The sequence below is a fragment of the Chryseobacterium cucumeris genome, from assembly GCF_001593385.1.
In the GTDB taxonomy this organism is placed as follows: Bacteria; Bacteroidota; Bacteroidia; order Flavobacteriales; family Weeksellaceae; genus Chryseobacterium; species Chryseobacterium cucumeris.
The window spans coordinates 400,979-422,366 of sequence record NZ_LUVZ01000001.1 but is presented as its reverse complement, the minus strand read 5'-3'; the positions used below and the strand labels follow the sequence as shown (position 1 = coordinate 422,366).

Annotated in this window: 20 protein-coding genes and 1 pseudogene; all 21 read left to right on the top strand. The window is 36.1% G+C overall.

Annotated elements, in window-relative coordinates; all coding sequences use genetic code 11:
* The first annotated feature begins 287 nt into the window (after positions 1–287).
* On the top strand, positions 288–944 hold the full coding sequence (locus A1704_RS01905) for a MarR family winged helix-turn-helix transcriptional regulator (protein ID WP_062669938.1): 657 nt from the start codon (positions 288–290) through the stop codon (positions 942–944).
* A gap of 42 nt (positions 945–986) precedes the next feature.
* A complete protein-coding gene (locus tag A1704_RS01900; RefSeq protein WP_062669936.1) occupies positions 987–2,477 on the top strand; it encodes a phytoene desaturase family protein in 1,491 nt (496 codons plus the stop codon).
* A 1-nt stretch (position 2,478) separates the two neighbouring features.
* Entirely contained in the window at positions 2,479–3,315 is an 837-nt protein-coding gene (locus A1704_RS01895) for a phytoene/squalene synthase family protein (protein ID WP_062669934.1), read from the top strand.
* A gap of 57 nt (positions 3,316–3,372) precedes the next feature.
* Positions 3,373–3,840, top strand: coding sequence for an SRPBCC family protein (locus tag A1704_RS01890; RefSeq protein WP_062669932.1), 468 nt, complete (start codon positions 3,373–3,375; stop codon positions 3,838–3,840).
* A gap of 1 nt (position 3,841) precedes the next feature.
* A complete protein-coding gene (locus A1704_RS01885) occupies positions 3,842–4,294 on the top strand; it encodes a sterol desaturase family protein (protein WP_062669930.1) in 453 nt (150 codons plus the stop codon).
* On the top strand, positions 4,291–4,980 hold the full coding sequence (locus tag A1704_RS01880; RefSeq protein WP_062669928.1) for a lycopene cyclase domain-containing protein: 690 nt from the start codon (positions 4,291–4,293) through the stop codon (positions 4,978–4,980). The genes A1704_RS01885 and A1704_RS01880 overlap by 4 nt, the downstream gene beginning before the upstream one ends.
* On the top strand, positions 4,970–5,518 hold the full coding sequence (locus tag A1704_RS01875) for a lipocalin family protein (RefSeq protein ID WP_062669926.1): 549 nt from the start codon (positions 4,970–4,972) through the stop codon (positions 5,516–5,518). The genes A1704_RS01880 and A1704_RS01875 overlap by 11 nt, the downstream gene beginning before the upstream one ends.
* Before the next feature lie 26 nt (positions 5,519–5,544).
* A complete protein-coding gene (gene ribA / locus A1704_RS01870; RefSeq protein ID WP_062669924.1) occupies positions 5,545–6,135 on the top strand; it encodes a GTP cyclohydrolase II in 591 nt (196 codons plus the stop codon).
* A gap of 317 nt (positions 6,136–6,452) precedes the next feature.
* Positions 6,453–6,752, top strand: a complete 300-nt coding sequence (locus tag A1704_RS01865) for a hypothetical protein (RefSeq protein WP_062669922.1) — start codon at positions 6,453–6,455, stop codon at positions 6,750–6,752.
* A gap of 233 nt (positions 6,753–6,985) precedes the next feature.
* A complete protein-coding gene (locus A1704_RS01860) occupies positions 6,986–7,660 on the top strand; it encodes a MarR family winged helix-turn-helix transcriptional regulator (RefSeq protein WP_062669921.1) in 675 nt (224 codons plus the stop codon).
* 209 nt (positions 7,661–7,869) lie between these two features.
* The gene (locus A1704_RS01855) at positions 7,870–8,130 is read left to right on the top strand and encodes a hypothetical protein (RefSeq protein WP_238590563.1); all 261 of its coding nucleotides are present in this window, start codon (positions 7,870–7,872) and stop codon (positions 8,128–8,130) included.
* Positions 8,131–8,267: 137 nt separating this feature from the next.
* Positions 8,268–12,615 (top strand): annotated as a pseudogene (locus A1704_RS01850) (CusA/CzcA family heavy metal efflux RND transporter).
* 2 nt (positions 12,616–12,617) lie between these two features.
* A complete protein-coding gene (locus A1704_RS01845; RefSeq protein ID WP_062669917.1) occupies positions 12,618–13,772 on the top strand; it encodes an efflux RND transporter periplasmic adaptor subunit in 1,155 nt (384 codons plus the stop codon).
* Positions 13,773–13,814: 42 nt separating this feature from the next.
* Entirely contained in the window at positions 13,815–14,279 is a 465-nt protein-coding gene (locus A1704_RS01840) for a heme-binding domain-containing protein (RefSeq protein WP_062669915.1), read from the top strand.
* A gap of 75 nt (positions 14,280–14,354) precedes the next feature.
* Positions 14,355–16,862 carry a cation-translocating P-type ATPase gene (locus A1704_RS01835; RefSeq protein WP_062669913.1) on the top strand — a complete coding sequence of 836 codons (2,508 nt, stop codon included), beginning with the start codon at positions 14,355–14,357 and terminating at the stop codon, positions 16,860–16,862.
* 37 nt (positions 16,863–16,899) lie between these two features.
* Complete coding sequence (locus tag A1704_RS01830; protein ID WP_062669911.1) at positions 16,900–17,289, top strand: hypothetical protein; 390 nt, start codon at positions 16,900–16,902, stop codon at positions 17,287–17,289.
* A 70-nt stretch (positions 17,290–17,359) separates the two neighbouring features.
* Entirely contained in the window at positions 17,360–17,803 is a 444-nt protein-coding gene (locus A1704_RS01825) for a thioredoxin family protein (RefSeq protein WP_062669909.1), read from the top strand.
* Between the two features lie 5 nt (positions 17,804–17,808).
* Positions 17,809–18,735, top strand: coding sequence for an FAD:protein FMN transferase (locus A1704_RS01820; protein WP_062669907.1), 927 nt, complete (start codon positions 17,809–17,811; stop codon positions 18,733–18,735).
* Positions 18,732–18,953, top strand: a complete 222-nt coding sequence (locus A1704_RS01815; protein ID WP_062669905.1) for a DUF4266 domain-containing protein — start codon at positions 18,732–18,734, stop codon at positions 18,951–18,953. The genes A1704_RS01820 and A1704_RS01815 overlap by 4 nt, the downstream gene beginning before the upstream one ends.
* Before the next feature lie 35 nt (positions 18,954–18,988).
* Positions 18,989–20,179, top strand: a complete 1,191-nt coding sequence (locus tag A1704_RS01810; protein WP_062669903.1) for a DUF3570 domain-containing protein — start codon at positions 18,989–18,991, stop codon at positions 20,177–20,179.
* Between the two features lie 569 nt (positions 20,180–20,748).
* Complete coding sequence (locus A1704_RS01805; protein ID WP_062669901.1) at positions 20,749–21,336, top strand: Crp/Fnr family transcriptional regulator; 588 nt, start codon at positions 20,749–20,751, stop codon at positions 21,334–21,336.
* Positions 21,337–21,388 lie beyond the last annotated feature (52 nt).

Here is a 21,388-nt window from a genome sequence, read left to right as displayed (position 1 = left end):
TTGTAAAATAGCGACCAAGTCAACAGCGTAATCTTATTAAAGCGTTTGATATTTATAAATATTAAGTTTATAAATATACTATATGTTTTTAATTTCTTTCTTATGATTTCATTTTTTTTAATCTAATTGATGATATGTAAAATATTGTTTATTAGTGTTTTATTGTTTTGTTTCCTTTTGTTTAAAACCCAATCTTTGTATTTCTTTAATTAATAATTTTTAAATAAAACAATTTAAAGTATATTTATATACATATTTTAGTATATTTGTATACTAATTTGATTGATATGAATTTTGATCTTTTAAAATCAGTTTTGGAACTTGTTCATCAATTCATTCAGCAAAATGAAAATAAGGCATTATATAATAATGATCTTCAAGGGTTTATACATTGGATTAATGATTGCCATAAAAATCCTTCTGAATCAGAAAATCCTTGGTGGGTAGGGAAGGAGTTAGGAAGAAGTTCCGAGAGTATTATTAATACTTTACTTATAAGAATAGGACGGTTTGCGAAAATGTATTCCCGTTCAATTGGGAATTCTGTTTTTTCAAGCCAGGATGATTTTATTTATCTGATCAGTTTAAGGACAAGGGGAGCAATGTCTAAAATGGAACTTATCGGCCATAATGTAAGTGAAAAATCTTCAGGGATACTAATTATTAACCGTTTGATTCATAATGGTTGGGTTGAACAGACAAAATCTCAGGAAGATAAAAGAAAAAAATATATTCAGATAACAGAAAAAGGAATTTCGGTGCTTGAGGAGCATATGCAGGAGATTCGTAAAGTTTCAAAGATAGTGGTGGGGAATTTGACCCGTTCTGAACAAATGTTACTCATTACCATACTTTCTAAATTGGACCAATTCCATGATTCTTTTTACAAAATGAATTTGACAACTGCCAGTTTGCTGGATATGGTGAATAAGGAACTCAATTGATACGATATAAGATTATCTGTTAAAACTATTAGATAAATACCAATGAATACTGGAAACTTAAGAAAGAGAATTGCAGTGATAGGTTCTGGATTTTCAGGACTCTCAGCAGCTGCTTATGCCGCAAAATCCGGCAATGAAGTGCATGTATTTGAAAAGCATAACCAACCTGGTGGTCGTGCAAGGCAATTTAAAACAGATAAAGGCTATGTTTTTGATATGGGCCCTAGCTGGTACTGGATGCCTGATATTATTGAGAGATTTTTCAATGATTTTGATTGCAAAGTGTCTGATTTTTTTACACTTGTTTCCTTAGACCCACAGTTTGAAATGGTTTTCTCAGGAGAAAAAGTTTCTGTTCCTGGAGATAATGATGCTATAAGAGAACTTTTTGAAGCAACAGAAAGTGGAGCAGGTAATCAATATGACAGATTTATGGAGTCTGCTAGATTTAAGTATGAAATCGGAATGAAGGAATTTGTTACCAAGCCCTGCTACAGCTGGCGTGAATTTGCTTCTTTAAAAATAGCAAACAGTGCTCTCAAGCTTGATCTTCTCAGCAATTTCCGAAAGTATGTATCAGGATACTTTTCTGATGAAAAATTAAAATCTCTGATGGAGTTTCCGGTTATATTCCTCGGAGCTTCTCCCCAGCAGATTCCTGCTCTGTACAGTCTTATGAATTACGGAGGCTATGTTTTGGGCACAAAATATCCTATGGGAGGCTTTTATCAACTTGTTCTTGCTATGAAAGAGGTAGGAGAAAAGCAGGGTGTAACGTTTCATTTTAATCATGAAGTACAAAAAATAAATACGGAAAAAGGAAAGGTATCTTCCATACTAGTGGATGGTAAAACATATGAATTTGATGCGGTCATTGCTTCATCAGATTATCATCATACAGAAAGACTACTTCCCAAATCGCTCAGAAACTATAAAGATGAATATTGGAAGACGAGAACCTTCGCCCCCTCTTGTCTTATTTATTATTTGGGAATAAGAGGAAGAATACCCCATTTAAAACATCATACTTTGTTTTTTGAAAATGAACTTGATAATCATATAGATTGTATTTATAAAAATAAAAAATGGCCCAAAAAGCCTCTCTTTTACACATGTTGCCCTTCCAAGACAGATCCGGATGTAGCTCCTGAAGGTTGCGAGAATCTTTTTTTACTGCTACCCCTTGCCCCTGGCATACATGATGAGGAACCTGTTAGGGAAAAATATTTGATGGAAATGCTTGAAAGAATTGAAAAACATACCGGTGAAACCGATCTTATTTCTAGAATTGAATATAAAAGAAGCTATTGTGTAAGCGATTTTATCTCTGATTATAATGCTTATGAGGGTAATGCCTACGGGTTATCTAATACTTTATCACAGACGGCAGTTTTAAAACCCAAGATAAGGAACAGAAAGATTGGGAATCTGTTCTATACAGGACAGTTGACGGTTCCCGGTCCCGGAGTTCCTCCCTCGGTAATTTCAGGGAAAATTGTGGCGGCTGAAGTTAGTAAACTAAAAATAAAATAATATGAAAAAGCTGTTTGATGAATTGTCTTACGAAGTAAGTAAGTACACTACACAAAAATACAGTACCAGTTTTTCGTTGGGAATACTTGCCCTCAAGCCTGCTATCAGGCCTGCTATTTATGCTATTTATGGTTACGTGCGCCTTGCAGATGAAATTGTAGATAGTTTTCATGGCTATGATAAAGAAAAGCTTCTGAAGAGATTAAAAGCGGAAACCTATGAAGCGCTTGAAGATAGAATATCACTCAATCCTATTTTGCATTCATTTCAGGAAACGGTTCGGAAGTATGATATTGATATAAAGCTGATCAATCAGTTTTTACATAGTATGGAAATGGATCTTCATAAAATTGATTATAATTCTGACCTGTACAAAGAGTATATATACGGATCTGCAGAAGTTGTAGGATTAATGTGTCTGCAGATATTTACAGAAGGTGATAAGCAGCAATATGATAAGCTTAAACCCTTTGCAATGAAATTAGGATCTGCTTTTCAGAAAGTAAATTTTTTGCGGGATCTTAAAGATGATTATCAGCTTTTAGGAAGAACTTATTTCCCATCTCTGAATATGTCAGTCTTTGATAATATAGTAAAAACGCAGATTGAAAATGAAATTGAAGAAGAATTCAAAGAAGCATTGCAGGGAATTAAGAAACTGCCAGGATCATCCATTTTCGGAGTATACCTTGCCTACAGATACTATCTTTCCCTGTTTGAGAAAATAAAAAGAACAAGCTCCCAGAATATGTTGCAGCAAAGAATCAGAATTGCCAATTCACAAAAGTTGCTGGTTGCGTTCAAAAGTTATATCCGTTACAAATCTGCTTATTTCTGACCGTAGAATACAGGATTAAAATGATTGTTGAAGTGTTTAACAATTGATAAAAAATAAATGATGTACAGATTATACAGAGAGCAACAGCTGAGTTGCAGCATTGAAACGGCATGGAGTTTTTTTTCATCGCCTCATAATTTATCAGAAATAACCCCTGAGAGCATGGGCTTTGTTGTTCTTTCCGATGTTAAGGATAAGCCTATTTTTAAAGGAATGGAAATAGATTACACAGTTTCTCCAGTGCTGGGAATTCCGATGAAATGGAAAACCGTTATAAGCCATGTAAAAGATCATGAAAGTTTTACAGACTTTCAGAAAGAAGGTCCATACAAGTACTGGAATCATTTTCATGAATTTATCCCTAATGAGAATGGAGTACTCATGAAAGACACAGTAGATTATGAACTGCCGATGGGAATTTTAGGTAAAATAGCCCATCAGTTATTTGTAAAAGAAAAACTCAGAAGTATTTTCGATTTCAGATACAGAGTTCTGGATGATCTTTTTAACGATAAACATAATTAAAATGAATATTCTGATCGTTTTGGGAGTATTTATTTCAATGGAAGGAGCTACATGGCTGATCCATCGGTATATTATGCATGGCTTTTTGTGGTTCCTGCACCGGGATCATCATGATCACAGTCATGATGGCAAGCTTGAAAGGAATGATTGGTTCTTTTTCATTTTTGCAAGCCCGGCTATTGCTTTATTATATCTGGGAGTACAGCAGAATTTCAGTTATTGGTTTTTTATCGGTCTGGGAATAAGCCTCTACGGAATGGCCTATTTCTTTGTGCATGATATTTTTATTCACCAGAGAGCAAAAATTTTTACAAAAGCAAAAAACCCTTACTTCCTTGCCATAAGACGGGCCCATAAGCAACATCACAAACATTTGGGTAAAGAAAAAGGAGAATGTTTTGGCTTTTTGTGGGTTCCTGTTAAATATTTTAAAATGTATTTCAATAAAAAATGATGCCTTATACTTACATACTGATTAATTTTTTCACGATCATTATTTGCTTTATTGCATCTTTTGACAGAAGAATACAGTTTAGCAGATTTTTTGGAAAGTTTCTTCTGTCATCGACCATTGTGGGAGTTCCTTTTATTGTCTGGGATATATGGTTTACCGCAAATGGAGTATGGTGGTTTGATCTCAATTATACCTTAGGATTTAAAATAGCAGGACTTCCTGTTGAAGAATGGCTGTTTTTTTACTGTATTCCTTTTGCATGCGTTTTCACTTATTACTGCATTGAGAAATTCTATCGTCTTGATTGGGCTGGTGCTTTTAATAATCTCATCGTATTCACGTCATTTATTATCCTTGGTGTGGTTGGTTTTCTTTATTATGAGAAAATATACACGCTTCTTACCGTAATTGTAACACTGCTTACCCTATTTTATCTTCATTTTATTGCTCAAAAAGAATGGATAGGAAAGGTTAGTCTCGTATATCTGATATTGATGCCCGGTTTTTTTGCAGTGAATGGAATCCTGACAGGTTCTTTTATTCCTTCGCCGGTTGTTAATTATAATCCCGATGACTTTTTAGGGATTAGAATGGGAACTATCCCTGTAGAAGATGCCGTTTATGGTTACAGTCAGTTTTTACTTAATATTTATTTCTTTAAAAAAGTAACTAAAAATGAAAAATAAATTCATTCTTACATTATTATCAAGTTTCACGTTGTTAATCATTTTGTTTTCTTGTTCTTCTATGCCCGAAAAAGCGCAGCCTATTGATCGATTTGATGTCAATAGATATTTAGGAACATGGTATGAGATAGCCCGATTCGATTATCGCTTTGAAAAAGATCTTGATAATGCAATCGCTCAGTACAGTCTTAATGAGGAAGGAAATGTAAAAGTAGTCAACAGCGGATATAATTTTAAAAAGAATAAATGGGTGTCTGTTAATGGAACAGCTAAATTTAGAGGAGACAAAAACACTGCAGCTCTGAAAGTGAGCTTTTTCGGCCCTTTTTACAGCGGATATAACGTCGTAGCCCTGGAAGATTACAAATACGCCTTGATTGCTGGAAAAAACTTAGATTATTTGTGGATTCTATCCCGTGAAAAGACCGTTCCCGAAAACATAAAACAAAATTTTCTCAGTAAAGCTCAGGAGATCGGTTATGATACTTCAAAATTGATATGGGTAAAACAAGACAGAAAAAGTCCGTTTGAAAAATAGATTATATTAACTTAAAATCAGAAAAAATGCTCAAAATACAAGCTCGATCAAAAATACCTACAGAATATGGGATGTTCATGGTGTATGCATTTTCGGAGAATGAAGAAGACTGGAGTCCCCATCTGGTTTGGGTAGCAGACAATACAGATTTTAATACAACTGTCAATGTTCGTTTTCATTCAGAATGTATTACAGGAGAAGTTTTTCATTCCAAAAAATGTGAATGTGGACAACAACTTGATGCTGCTATGAAATATATGTCGGAAAATGGAGGAGTGATCATTTACCTTCGTCAGGAAGGAAGAAATATCGGAATCATTAATAAACTCAGGGCATATGAACTTCAGGAGAAAGGATTGGATACTGTTGAAGCCAATTTGAAACTAGGACTCCCGGCAGACGGAAGAAACTTTGACATAGCCGTTGAAATGTTGAATATTTTAGAGGTCGGGAATATTAATCTGTTGACCAACAATCCGGATAAGATCAGATCAATAGAGAACAGTGGGATTATTCTCAACAACAGAATTCCTTTGGAAATTGATTCCAATGAAGTGAATGAAAGTTATCTTGTGAAAAAGAAAAAATACTTTGGCCATCTTTTAGAGAAGATTTAATGCCTTTTGGGGATAATGTTTTAGGATACATTTAAATTCAGATGTCATGGGAGAAAATTCTGCTAACCGGTGATACCGGATAAATTGGTAAAAGAATGATCAGCGTCATAGTAGCATAAGGACATAAAGTGATATACTGCTGCAGAGAATATTGTAGGATGCATGAAAGATTATGTCATTGGTTATGAGACGCATAATTAAATGAAGTGTGGTTTTTAAAATGATGATTTAATATTTTAAGATATTTTTAACATATTAACGGACGTTTTAGGCATGGACATTGTTTATTTATATACCAATTACTAAAATATTATATTATGAATAATTCAGATTATAACAAAGCGGAAAATGCAGTTAATGAAACAGAAAACTCTTTAAAAAATGCGGCTGATAATGCAAAATGGAAGATCAGTGAATTAGCGGATAAAGCAAAAGATTATATCAATGAAAAAAGAGATAATGATCAGGAAGCGACGCAGGAAGACTGGTTAGATAAGGTAAAATCAAATGTGTCCGAGGCATGGGAAGATATTAAAGATAAAGCCGATGAAGCTTGGGAAAGTACAAAAGATGCCGCTGAAGATGTGAAGGCTGAATGGAGAAAAAGAACAAATTAATTCAAAAACCTCATACGACAAGCTGTCCGAAAATTTATCAGTTTCGGACAGCTTTCTTAATTTTTAATTTGGTTTATTTATATTCTTTTTTGCTTGTTGAGAGATTTACATAAATGTTTCAAAAATAGTAATTGGTTCCTCTTTTTATTATTCCTTGAATAGACACAATATACAGTGAGCAAAGAATTGATATTAAATTAAAAGCAGGTATATTTGCATAGTATTTAATTGAAATGAATTTTACCCTTATCAAAGAATTTATGACTCTTCTTGAGCAATTTGAGTCAGAGAATAAAACATCTTCACATTCTTATCCACCTACTATTGAAGGCTTTAAATCATGGATTTCCGGTGGAGAGAACCTTGTTGATGAGCCGTATTGGGAAGGAAAAGAGAATGGCAGGAGTGCTGAAAGTGCAATTAGTACCTTACTGGTCCATATAAACCGATACGCTAAAACCTATTCAAAGTCAGCTATTATTAATTCTGAATTTTCTACTCAGGAAGACTTTATTTACCTTATCAACTTAAAAGCTTTTGGCGAAATGACCAAAATGGCACTCATCAAAAAAAATATACATGATAAGCCAGTTGGCATGCTTGTTATTGCAAGACTGCTTCGTCAGAAACTTGTGGAGCAGACAGAGTCTGATATGGACAAACGAAGCAAGCTCATCCGTATTTCAGAAAAAGGATTGATTGTTCTCGAAAGACAAATGGAAAAAATTCGTCAGGCAACGAATATTGTTGCCGGAAATCTTACCTATAAAGAAAAGATGGATCTCATTCGTATTCTTAACAAGCTTGATGCTTTCCATTATCCTATTTTTTCGCGAAATATTAACTCTGATGAACTCATTAATATTGTCTATGACGAATACGCTATCAACAAAAAAATTATGGAGTAGTTTTTAGTAAAACTAAATATAAATATGTAATGATTAGCTTATTTAAAATTATTCTTAACTAAAAATTTGATAATTTTGATAGCGTGAGAAAGTTGATTTCCATATTGTTGCTATCATTGTTTTTAGTTTCTACAACTGAATTGTATCAGTTTTTGAAAATACCGCTCCTTATAGAGCATTATATAACGCATAAAAATCTCAATCCTGAAATGTCACTTGCTGCATTTCTGAAAACCCATTACGACCACCCTGTGAAAGACAGTGACCATGATCAGGACCAGAGATTACCTTTTGTATCACATGCAAACCTGTTGTCTGTGGTTTTCACTATTAATCCTTCCTTAGATTTTCATTGTGTAGAGAAGGTGTTTACTCCTATTGAAATCAAGAAGACCTTTTACAAAAGTGCGCTTTACAATAAGGAAATTCTTAATTCTATCTGGCAGCCGCCAAGATTTCGTCAATCTTAATCTGTTTTTCTCAGTCATTTTTTGATTGGGAAGGTATTCTGTTTCCTTATAGGTGTTTGCATGATATGTAGATGCTTGGGGCTACGTTTCAGGATACCAGAATTTCATTACAATAATTAAGATAATCAATCATTTTTATGCTTACAAAAATCATTGAGTTTTCTGTAAAGAATAAACTCATTATTGCATTGTTGGTATTGGGACTTATTGGTGTAGGCACCTATCAGGTTACCAAATTGCCAATAGATGCTGTTCCGGATATCACCAATAATCAGGTACAGGTCATTACGATGGCACCCTCTTTTGGTGCAACAGATATAGAACGGCTTATTACCTTTCCTATAGAACAGGCCAACAATAATATTTCAGGATTAAAGGAGATCAGGAGTTTCTCCAGGTTTGGACTTTCTCTGGTTACCATTGTCTTTGAAGATGATGTAGACATCTATTGGGCAAGGCAGCAGGTCGCCGAAAGGCTCCAACAGATACAGTCCGTTATTCCACAGGGAATAGGAAATCCGCAGCTTGGACCTATTTCGACAGGACTTGGCGAAATTTTCCAGTATGTAGTGAGGCCTGAAAAAGGATATGAAAAAAAATACAATATCACAGAACTCCGCACCATTCAGGACTGGATTGTAAGAAGACAGCTTTTGGGAGTAAAAGGAGTGGCAGAGGTGAGCAGCTTCGGAGGCAAGCTGAAACAATATGAAATTGCTGTAAATCCAGACAGGCTTAATGCCTATGGAATAACAATCAATGACGTATTTGATGCATTGCAGGCCAACAATCAGAATACAGGAGGTGCCTATATTGAGAAAGGACCTACTGTTCTATATATCAGGAGTGAAGGGTTAGTAGGAAGTATTGAAGAAATCAACAATATTTCTATTGCGACAAAAACAAATGATGTTCCGTTGTTTATACGGGATATTGCTGAGGTAAAGCAGGGGTTTGCAACCCGTTATGGGGCCATGACCTTTAATGATGAGGGAGAAGTCTCTGGAGCTGTAGTAATGATGCTCAAAGGCGAGAACAGTAATCAGGTCATAAAAAATGTAAAGGAAAAAATTGCCCAGGTTCAGAAATCGCTTCCGAAGGGAGTGGTGATAGAGCCATTTCTGGACAGAACCAAAATGGTGAACAATGCCATTGGAACAGTAGAAAAAAACCTTACGGAAGGAGCATTGATTGTAGTCTTCGTACTCGTTTTATTTCTTGGGAATATAAGAGCAGGTTTGCTGGTTGCCTCTGTTATTCCTTTGGCGATGCTTTTTGCAATATGTATGATGAACCTCTTTGGAGTCAGCGGAAATCTGATGAGTCTTGGGGCCTTGGATTTCGGGCTGATTATTGATGGAGCAGTGATTATTGTGGAATCTGTTTTACATCAGTTCAGTCATAATTCAAAGTTTAAAAAGATTTTCTCTGTCGGAAAATCAGAAATGGATACCGTCGTTATAGAATCTGCAGGAAAAATGATGAACAGCGCCGTTTTCGGACAGATTATCATTCTGATTGTCTATCTCCCGATCCTTACCCTGCAGGGAATTGAAGGCAAAATGTTTAAGCCTATGGCCCAGACCGTAGCTTTTGCACTGCTGGGAGCATTTTTGCTCTCACTGACCTATATTCCAATGATGAGCGCGTTATTGCTTAGAAAAAGAAGCGGTAAGCCTACATTATCAGACAGAATGATGAAAAAGGTAGAGAAGGTATATCTGGCAGTTTTGCTCAAACTTCTCAGAGTGCCCAAAATAGTTTTTGGGATAGTGGCAGTCTTATTTATAACTGCTGTTTTCATTTTGTCCAAAATGGGTGGTGAATTTATTCCTTCCCTTGAAGAAGGTGATTTTGCCGTAGATACCAGGGTTTTACCTGGAAGTAATCTGACGACAACTATCGAAAGTACCCAGAAAGCAGCACACATTCTCAAATCCAGATTTCCCGAAGTGGAAAAAGTGGTCACAAAAATTGGAAGCGGAGAAGTTCCTACAGACCCGATGCCGATGGATGCTTCTGATATGATGGTTATTCTAAAAGATAAAAAAGAATGGACTTCAGCGTCCACTTTTCCGGAGCTGGCTGATAAAATGGGGAAACAACTGCAGGATGTACCAGGAATTACTGCCAGCTTCCAATATCCTGTTCAGATGCGTTTTAATGAACTGATGACCGGGGCAAGACAAGACGTCGTGATCAAAATTTTTGGGGAAGACCTTGATGTACTTTCCCAAAATGCCCAGAAGCTCGGGAAGATTATAGAAACAGTGGAAGGAACCCAGAATCTCTATATAGAACCTGTTTCGGGAATGCCGCAGGTAATCATTGAATACAACCGTCCTCTGATCGCTCAGTACCATTTATCTGTTTCAGATATCAACCGTGTGGTTAATACCGCATTTGCGGGGCAAAGTACCGGATTGGTTTTTGAAGGTGAAAAACGCTTTGATATGGTCGTACGTCTGGATAACAAAGACCGGAAAAATGTTACCGATATTAAAAATCTTTTGGTTCCTACACCATTTGGAAATCAGATTCCGCTGTCCCAGCTTGCTAAAGTGGAAGTGAAGAATGGTCCCAATCAGATTCAGAGGGAAAATGCCCAACGAAGAATTGTAGTAGGTTTTAATATCAAAGGCAGGGATGTTCAGAGTATTGTAGAAGAACTTCAGCAGAAGGTAGATCAGAAAATGAAACTTCCTACAGGATATTATATGACGTATGGAGGTTCGTTTGAAAACCTCAATAATGCCAAACAGCGTCTCATGATAGCAGTTCCCATTGCTCTGGCTCTTATTTTCGTAATGCTTTTCCTTGCCTTTAATTCCGTTAAAGAAAGCTTGTTAATTTACACCGCGATTCCACTTTCTATTATTGGTGGTGTATTTCTGATGGCACTTAGAGGAATGCCTTTCAGCATCAGTGCGGGTGTGGGATTTATTGCTCTATTCGGAGTGGCAGTACTCAATGGAATTGTGCTGATCTCAGAGTTTAACCGTCTTCAAAAGAGAGGAATTAAAAATATTGTAAGAATCATTACAGATGGTGGAGAGTCGAGGCTTCGTCCGGTGCTGATGACAGCATTTGTTGCTTCCTTGGGGTTTATTCCGATGGCTGTCAGCAACGGAGCAGGAGCAGAAGTACAAAGACCTTTGGCCACAGTGGTCATTGGAGGACTGATGGTCGCAACTTTTCTTACTCTGTTCGTCTTACCATTATTGTATGTAACTATTGAAAAAGGATTTAAAAATGAAAAAAATAAAAAATAAAAAACAGATTTCCGTTCTGGTCTTTATTATATGTTTCGGTTTTGCGGGGCAGGTAAACTCCCAGACTTCCGTTACATTGCAGGATGCTGTTGATATTGCTTTGAAAAATAACAGAAATCTTAAAAATGAAAAATTAAAATCAGAATATACAAAAGCCCTTATCAGGTCATCATCTGATATTCCTCAAACGGGAGTAACAGTAGATTATGGTCAGATCAACAGTGCACTGACGGATATGAAATTCGGAATTTCACAGAATATCGCATTTCCGACTGTGTATAAAAAGCAGAAGAATGTATACACGGAAGAATGGAAAAAGTCTCTGCTGAATGTTTCTCTTAAGGAATATGAACTGAAGAAAGCGGTGAGTCTTACTTTTTATAATATCCTGTATGCGAAACAAAAAGAAAAGCTGCTTCAGGAAACATTAAAGCTGTACACTGATTTTCTCGATAAGGCAAATATCCGTCTGAAAGCAGGAGAAAGCAATATTCTGGAAAAAACTACGGCTTCCAATCAGAAATCTTCTATTGAAATTCAGCTGAAGCAATTGCGACAGGAGCTTACTGTGTTGGGATATCAGCTTCAGTGGCTTTTAAATACAGAAACAGATTTCCTTCCTGAAGATCAGAAAATTTACCATGGAGGTCTTAAAGAGGAGCTTAGCTTGCATCCGGCTATTAAAGTATTACAGCAACAGAAAAATATTTCTGAACAGCAGATTGCCCTTGAAAAAGCAAAAATGCTTCCCGGACTTCAGCTGGCCTACAACCTCAACAGCTTTAGAGGGACGGGTGCTGATGAAAAAGTCTACAACGGTGCACCACAGTTTCATTCTGTACAGCTTGGGGTTTCGGTTCCTGTTTTTTCAGGCGGACAGAAAGCCAGAATTCAGGCCGCAAAAATTGCTGAATCTGTTGTGGACAGTGATATTGCCAACATGGAATTCAACCTGCAGAATCAATACAGAAAGGCATCCGGAATTTATCAGGCTAACCTTGATATTGTTTTGCAATACGAAAACTCGGAACTGAAAAATGCCGATATCATCACTGAAACAGCTAAAAAACAGTTTCTTGCCGGCGAAATCAATTATCTGGAATTTGTCATCCTGATCAATCAGGCGGTTACTTTAAAAAACAGCTATACCGATGCAGTCTGGAAACTGAATCAGAGTGCTATAGAGCTGGAATATCTCACTTTAAATCCATAACAATGAAACGTACATTTAAAATTATATCATATTCCCTGTCAATAATAGGATTGCTCATGTTTTATGAGTGTCGAGACCATGGAAAAGCCAAGCCGGCACCAGCCGCAGTATCTTCTAAAGATGAAAATGTTGTAACGCTTACGGATGCTCAACTGAAAAATGCACCTGTCGTAACAACGGTACTTTCTTTACAGAAGATTTCCTCTGTTTTAAAACTTAACGGAATGATAGATGTACCACCGCAAAATCTGGTTTCTGTCAGTATTCCTTTAGGCGGATACCTGAAATCGAGCAGCCTGCTTCCGGGAAAGCCGGTATCAAAAGGGCAGGTGATTGCAGTGATAGAAAATCCACAGTTTATTCAGCTTCAGCAGGATTATTTAATGGCAAAATCTAAAAATCATTTTGCCCAATTGGATTATAACCGCCAGAAAACCCTTAACCAAAGTCAGGCCACCAGCGATAAGGTAATGCAGCAGGCTCAGTCTGAAATGAACAGTCAGAAAATCCTGATGAACTCCCTGGCTCAGCAGCTCCGCCTTATCAATATCAATCCTGAATCTCTCAATTCGGGAAGTATTCAAAAAAGTGTACCGGTTTACAGCAGTATCAATGGCTTTGTAAGCAAGGTCAACGTGAATATTGGTAAATATGTGAATCCCTCCGATGTCCTTTTTGAACTTATTAATCCGGATGATATTCATCTAAATCTCAAAGTATATGAAAAAGATCTGGTAAATCTGAAGAAAGGGCAGAGGTTTGCTGCCTATACCAATGCCGAACCTGATAAAAAATACTATGGTGAAATTCTGCTGATCAGCAAAGATGTAAACCCGGGCGGATGGGCTGAAGTACACTGTCATTTTGAAAAATATGACCAGAGTCTTGTACCGGGAATGTATATGAATGCCGAGATCGAAACTAGTACTTCTTTTTCCAATGCTGTTCCCGAGCAGAGTATTGTCAATTTTGAAGGAAAAGACTTTGTCTTCGTTGAAGAAAAAAAACAGACCTACCGATTGACTCCTGTAACATTAGGTGAAACAGAAAACGGATTCGTACAGATTATGAATACTGACGATTTTAAGAATAAAAAAATAGTCATCAAGAATGCATATACACTTCTTATGAAACTTAAGAACACTGCAGATGAATAAAAATTATAGTAAAATAAAAGAACTTATCAATAAATACAAATTATGAAAACATCATCTTTAATAAAAACAGGAGCAGGTTTTATAGCCTTGTTTCTGATTGTGATTCAGTTTTTTGATACTGATAAAAATATTGCAACAGTTCCTTCGGATAATGCCATTGAAAAACATTATCAGGTTCCGGTTCATGTACTGGGATTATTAAAAACAAGCTGTTATGACTGCCATTCCAACACCACGGCTTATCCGTGGTACAATAACATACAGCCTGTAAAATGGTGGCTAGCAGATCATGTGAACTCAGGAAAACGGCATCTCAATTTTGATGAATTTAACAGTTATTCAAAAGAGAAAAAGTTAAAGAAACTTGATGAGGTTGCAGAAACCATCAGAGAGGGCGAAATGCCCCTTACATCCTATACTGTTGTTCATCAGAATGCAAAGCTGACTGATACCCAAAAGTCAGAAATTGAACAATGGGTAAATGAGGTGAAAAAGCAGATTGAATAGGAGGCTGTAAAAAAACAGAAATAGTACCCTGATATAACAAAACAATCAGTAAATTTAATATCATATCCATTTCGTATGAATTACAATATACCGGAAAATTTGAAAGGGCTTACAGAATCTGAAGTAGCCGCTTCCAGAAAAAAATACGGATATAACCGTCTCGAAGCGGTTAAGAAAGAATCATGGGCAGATCTTCTTCTCAACATCCTTAAAGAACCGATGCTGATTCTTCTTATATGTGTTTCCTTCATTTATGTGCTTACAGGAGATTATGGCGAGGCTTTATTTATGTTTGCTGCTATTGTTGGAGTTACTGCAATTTCTTTTTATCAGGATAACCGGAGCAAAAAGGCACTGGAAGAACTTGAAAAATTGAATGAACCTTTAAGTAAAGTAATCAGGGATTCAAAGATTTTAGATATTCCTACTTTTGAAATAGCAGTCGGAGATCTGTGTATTACCGAAGAAGGAAACCTCATCAATGCGGACGGAAGAATTGTTCATAGCAACGATTTTTCTGTCAATGAATCTTCCCTTACCGGAGAGAGCTTTTCTGTTTTCAAGGACAGCAAATCTGAAGATAATAAAGTCTATAGCGGAACAATTACAGTTTCCGGACTTGCGGTTTTTAAGGTTGAAAATATTGGAAAGGAAACAAGAGTAGGAAAAATAGGACAGTCCATACTCAATATAAAAACAGAAATATCTCCTTTACAGCTTCAGATCAGGAACTTTGTAAAGGGGATGGCTGTTATCGGGCTCATCATCTTCCTGGCAGTATGCATCTTCAGCTTTGTCAAAACAGGAGATTTTGTGACCAGTTTATTGAGTGGGCTTACATTAGCAATGTCTGTTCTTCCTGAAGAAATTCCTGTAGCCTTTACGACCTTTATGGCCTTGGGCGCATGGAAACTGATGCGGGAAGGAATTATTATTAAACGAAGCAGTATTGTAGAAACGCTGGGAAGCGTTTCTGTAATCTGTACTGATAAGACAGGAACGATTACGGAAAACTCCATGCAATTGAAACATCTGTATGATTACCGTTCTGACAGAACTTATGAAGAAACAGAGTTTGAGACAACAGTGCTGCATGAACTCATTGATTATGCGATGTGGAGTAGTGAACCTGTACCTTTTGACCCCATGGAAATAACACTACATAAGGTCTATGAACAGAATCGTAAGCCTGATCAAAGAAAAGACTATCAGCTGTTTCATGAGTACCCGTTGGAAGGTAAACCGCCGATGATGACCCATCTTTTTGAAAATGAGCAAAAAGACAGAATTATAGCAGCTAAAGGAGCTCCGGAAGCCATTATAAGTGTTTCCAGTCTTTCAGAAGAAGAAAAAAATAAAATAAGAACGTTAATAAAGAATTTCGGAGAACAGGGATACAGAGTTCTCGGTGTTGCCAGATCTCATTTTGAAGGAAATGATTTTCCGGATAAACAGCAGGATTTTAAATTTGATTTTTTAGGATTGACCGTATTTTATGATCCTCCCAAAAAAGGAATAAAAGAAGTATTTAAACATATCTACGATGCCGGTATTAAAGTAAAAGTCATTACAGGAGATAATGCGGATACTACCAAAGCCATTGCATTGCAGGCAGGAATAGAAAACAAGACTCTGCCTGTTAATGGAAGTGAAATAGCAGGGTATTCACAAACAGAGCTTATAAAAGTTTCAGAAGATACCACTTTGTTTACAAGAATGTTTCCTGAAGCAAAGCTCGAAGTGGTTTCTGCCTTGAAAGCTCAAGGCCACGTAGTGGCAATGCTGGGAGATGGTGTGAATGACGGGCCAGCTTTAAAGGCAGCTCATATTGGAGTGGCCATGGGAAATAAAGGGACTGAAATTGCCAAATCAGCCGCAGCACTGGTCATCACCAATGATGATCTGGATAAACTCGTAATTGGGGTTGCTGCAGGAAGAAGAATTTATGCCAATATAAAAAAAGCGGTCCAGTATATTATTTCTATTCATATTCCTATTATACTCACTGTTTCTTTACCTTTGTTTTTGGGTTGGGTATTTCCACATATATTCACTCCGGTACATGTTATTTTTCTGGAATTGGTTATGGGGCCAACATGTTCCATTGTTTATGAAAATGAGCCAATGGAAAAAAATGCAATGAAAAGACCTCCAAGAGCACTGACAGATACTTTTCTGAACTGGAGAGAACTCACAATAAGCATTATTCAGGGACTCATCATTACGGCAGGAATACTGTGGATATATCAGTATTCTCTTGGTCTGGGGAATGATGAACCTAAAACTAGATCATTGGTTTTCAGTACTTTAATATTTTCTAATATATTACTCAGTCTGGTAAACCGGTCTTTCTATTATAGTATTTTTGAAAGTTTTAAAAATCGTAACTTTTTATTGACAGGAATTTCCGTGTTGGTTCTTGTATTATTGCTTTTTATTCTTTACGTAAAGCCGGTATCAGCATTCTTTAGTGTAACTCCGCTTGAAGCAAAAGAATTGGGAATGACATTGATTGTTGCTGCTATTTCAGTTTTGTGGTTTGAGCTTTATAAGTTGATGAAAAGATATTTGGGAAGAAGATAAAAAATATTTGTAATAAAATATTTCATAATTTTGAATAGTGAAAAAGTTGATTTCCATATTGTTGTTATTTTTATATTTGGTTTCTACAACCGAATTGTATCAGCTTTTGAAAATCCCGGAATTGGTCGAGCATTATTTCGAACATAAAGAATTGAATCCGGATATGACACTTACCGCGTTTCTAAAAACACATTATGATCATCCTGTGAAAGATGGAGATTACGGTAAAGATCAGAAACTTCCCTTTATCATACATTCTGCGCCTTTGTCATTGGTTTTTACGATTAATCAGGGATTCAGTTTTGAAACGGGACCATATCATTTCAGTTCTTTAGAATGTCATAAAATCCCATCAAAAGACGAAGATCTTTGTTATAAAGGATTTCTGAATTCCGTATGGGAACCACCAAGGGTTTCTTTTATATAATTCAGTCTCAATTTGGTTTGTGCTCACAGACCAACATCATCAATTATTTTATATCATTAATTTTATAATAATGAAAACACTATTTTCAGCCATATTAATGGTTGTATTCGCTATTGGCATTCATGCGCAAAGCCGTTTGGAAAATGCCAAAAAACAAGCTTCCCAAAATAAAGAACTTATCTTATTGAATTTTTCAGGTTCAGACTGGTGTATTCCGTGCATCAAACTTCACAAAAATATCATAGAAACTGATGAATTTAAAAAGTTGGAGTCGGAAAATTTCATCGTTTATATCAATGCAGATTTTCCAAGAAATAAAAAGAATCAGCTTTCCTCTGAACTGAAAAAAGAAAATGCTTCGCTTGCCGATCAATACAATCAAAAAGGATTATTTCCATATACATTGTTATTGAATCCTGAAGGAAAAGTCCTGAAAAGCTGGGAAGGACTGCCTTCGGAAGATGCGCTGGCTTTCAGCAAAGAGATAAAAAGTATAAAAGAAAATCAAAAATAAAAAGTATGGTAAGAGAATTCAAAAGACCTCAGAAACTAATGGGGAACGCTTTTGAAATTACTGTTGTAAGCGATGATGAAAATTTGGCAAATCAGCATATCGATGCAGCGATTAACGAGATTCGCAGAATTGAAAAGCTCTTGACGACATTCAGTGAGGAAAGCCAGACCAATCTCATCAATAGAAATGCCGGAATCAAGCCTGTAAACGTGGATTGGGAGATTTTTGATCTGATTGAAAGAAGCCTTAGAATCAGCAGAATAACAGACGGATATTTCGATATTTCCTATGGTGGAATCGATAAAAGTTTCTGGAATTTCGACAAGGAAATGAGAGAGCTTCCGAATCCTGAACTGATTAAAGATCATCTGAAACTAGTAAATTATCAGAATATTATTCTTAACCGCGAAGAGCAAACTGTTCTGCTAAAAGAAAAAGGCATGCGGATTGGCTTTGGAGGAATCGGTAAGGGGTATGCTGCTGAAATGGCAAAACAGATGCTTCAAAACAGAGGTGTCACTTCCGGAATTGTAAATGCTTCAGGAGATTTAACGACCTGGGGAAATCAGGCAGACGGAAAGCCCTGGACTGTGGGAATTGCCGATCCTGATAACGCAAAACAGCCGTTTTCTTATATGAATATTACAGATATGGCGGTTGCAACTTCGGGAAATTATGAAAAATTCGTCGTTATCAACGGTAAAAAATATTCTCATACCATCAATCCCAAAACGGGAATGCCTGTTTCGGGCGTAAAAAGTGTTACGATCTTTTGTCCTAACGCAGAAATTGCAGATGCAATGGCAACTCCGGTAAGTATTATGGGAATTGATGCGGCCCTCCATATGATCAACCAGATCAACCATCTGGAATGCATCATTATTGATGATCAGGACAAAATTTATTCATCTCAAAACATTAATCTAAAATGAAAAACCTTATAAAAATATTCGGCTTCTTACTAATCACCGTTGCTTCAGTACAGTCTTGTACAACGGTAAAAGAGTACGAGAAAAACAAATTAAACGATGCCGAAATGGCTCTTGGAAACAGAAAAATTGAAAAAACCGAACTGAGCTTTCAATCGTACAGAGAAGGATCTTCAGGTGCGAATGCAGGAAAAGTAGGTGGCGGTTGCGGATGTAATTAAAAAGAGTAATCGTAAAATTTAATTGTGATTCAAGAATGAAAAAAATAATCGTAAGTGTTATTGCTCTTTTCGGAATTTTCAATGCAAAAGCACAGGAAAATACAAACAATGAGCAGCCTAAAAAGCTGACTTTTGATGAAGCTAATTTAGTTTCAAGCTATTATAAACAAAACGGCAATAACTCTGCTGTTACGGGAGGAATTGGTACAGAAAAACTAACCGATATTTCCAATACCATCGATGTAACCATGGTAAAATATGACAAGAAAGACAGAAAAAATAAATTCGATCTCAGTGTCGGGATCGATCATTATACTTCTGCTTCGTCGGATATGATAGATTTGAAAGCCAATTCATCCGCTTCCCATGCAGACAACAGAATTTATCCTGCATTGAGCTGGAGCCGTGAAAATACGGATAAAGGAACCACTTTAATGGCGGGTATTTCTACTTCCTTCGAGTTTGATTACACATCGTACGGAGCAAACATTGGGTTTTCACAAAAGACAAAGAACAGAATGGGAGAGTTTACGGCGAAATTCCAGGCTTATCTGGATCAGGTAAAACTGATTGCACCGATTGAACTGAGAACCAATGGAAGTACAGGAGGAGAACATGATAACTATGGAACAAGCGGAAGAAATACTTATGCTTTGTCACTATCATATTCACAAATTATCAATCAGAACTTTCAGGTTGAATTGTTGGCGGATGGTGTTCAGCAGACAGGATATTTGAGTTTACCTTTCCATAGGGTTTATTTCAATGATAATTCCGTCCATCAGGAAACTTTGCCGGATAAACGGTTTAAAATTCCTTTGGGAGTAAGAGCAAATTATTTCCTCGGCGACAAAGTCATTTTGAGAACTTATTATCGTTATTACACTGATGATTGGGGCTTGAAATCAAATACATTCAGTTTAGAAACGCCTGTGAAAATTTCACCTTTTGTTTCGGTAACTCCATTTTACAGGTATTATTCTCAGACTGCAGCCAAATATTTTGCACCATATCAGCAACACACGGCTTTTGATGACTTTTATACCAGTAATTATGATATGTCAAAATTCAGCAGTAATTTTTACGGAGCGGGAATAAGAATCAGTCCGAAGAATGGTTTATTTGGTGTTGAAAGGCTGAATATGTTAGAAATCAGATACGGACATTATACAAAATCCGTAGGAATGAAATCTGATATCATCTCTCTGAATTTGAGATTTAAGTAAAATTTTTTTTTAGTTAGAATTTTGAAGATTAACATTCAATTAAGATCTATTTATTAAAAAACTGCGCCAGCTGTCTTTAGTTGGCGCAATTTGGTTTTTTGTGACCAAAACGAGTACTCAAACACTTTAATGCAGAAACAAGAAATAGGTTCAGACTCACTTCGATAGTTTAAGTATTATTTCCTTATTAATTACTGACTTACCATTATCGTTATAATGATATTTTAACATTAGGAAGGACGTCTATGGTCTGTTTTTTTAAATTAAAAGAAGTGTATCTTTATAAAATAAACTGAGATTTCTGTACGATTGGAACGAGAGGAGAGAAAAATCTCAAAAAAATCATAGATATCAGCAATGGAAATACATATGGCATCTAATGGTGAGTTCAATTACCGGATTAGTATTTTTATGAGTCAACACTTTAGCTTTCATTTATTTTCCATGACTACTAAATTTCAGGAAGGTATAAAAGCCAATTTTAATAATACCGGACATAATACTTGCCCAATGGATTGGACATGTAATTCATAGAATTTTAATAACAATAGTAAATATAAATAATAGAAATGAGTAATGTATTGGAAAATTACTTATGGTCAACAGGACAATTATCAACTGAGGAAGTCAACTTTTCTTTACAGTTTTTTAAACCGATTCGTTTAAAAAAAGGAGACTTTTTTATTCGTGAGGACGAATCATGCCGTTATATTGGATTTATTGTTTGTGGTGGAGTAAAAGCATATGCTCTTGATAAGGATGGTAAAGAAAATGTAACGTGTTTCAAATTTGAGAATGAGTTTGTTACCTCTTTTCAGGAGTTTGTACAACAGAAGAAATCAATAAGGAGCATCAGGGCTATAGAAGATAGTATAATTTATAGAATTAATTTCCCGGATTATCAACAGTTGCTTACCCACGTGACTGCTTGGAACGAAGTTATAAAATCAGTGATGGAACTTGAGTATAGCCAAAAAGAAAGCTATATGATTAATTATAATAATAGGTCGGCTTTGGATAAATATAGTTATATTCTCACTAACGAACCTATACTCGTAAAACGAGTTGCAACCCAGGATCTGGCATCTTACCTGGGCATCACCCAGAGATCGCTTACACGGGCGAAGGGACAAATACACAGACCCAATATATTATAGGACAAATGTCCTTATGTTATCTTAGGTAGCACTGTAGATTTGTACAAAAAAA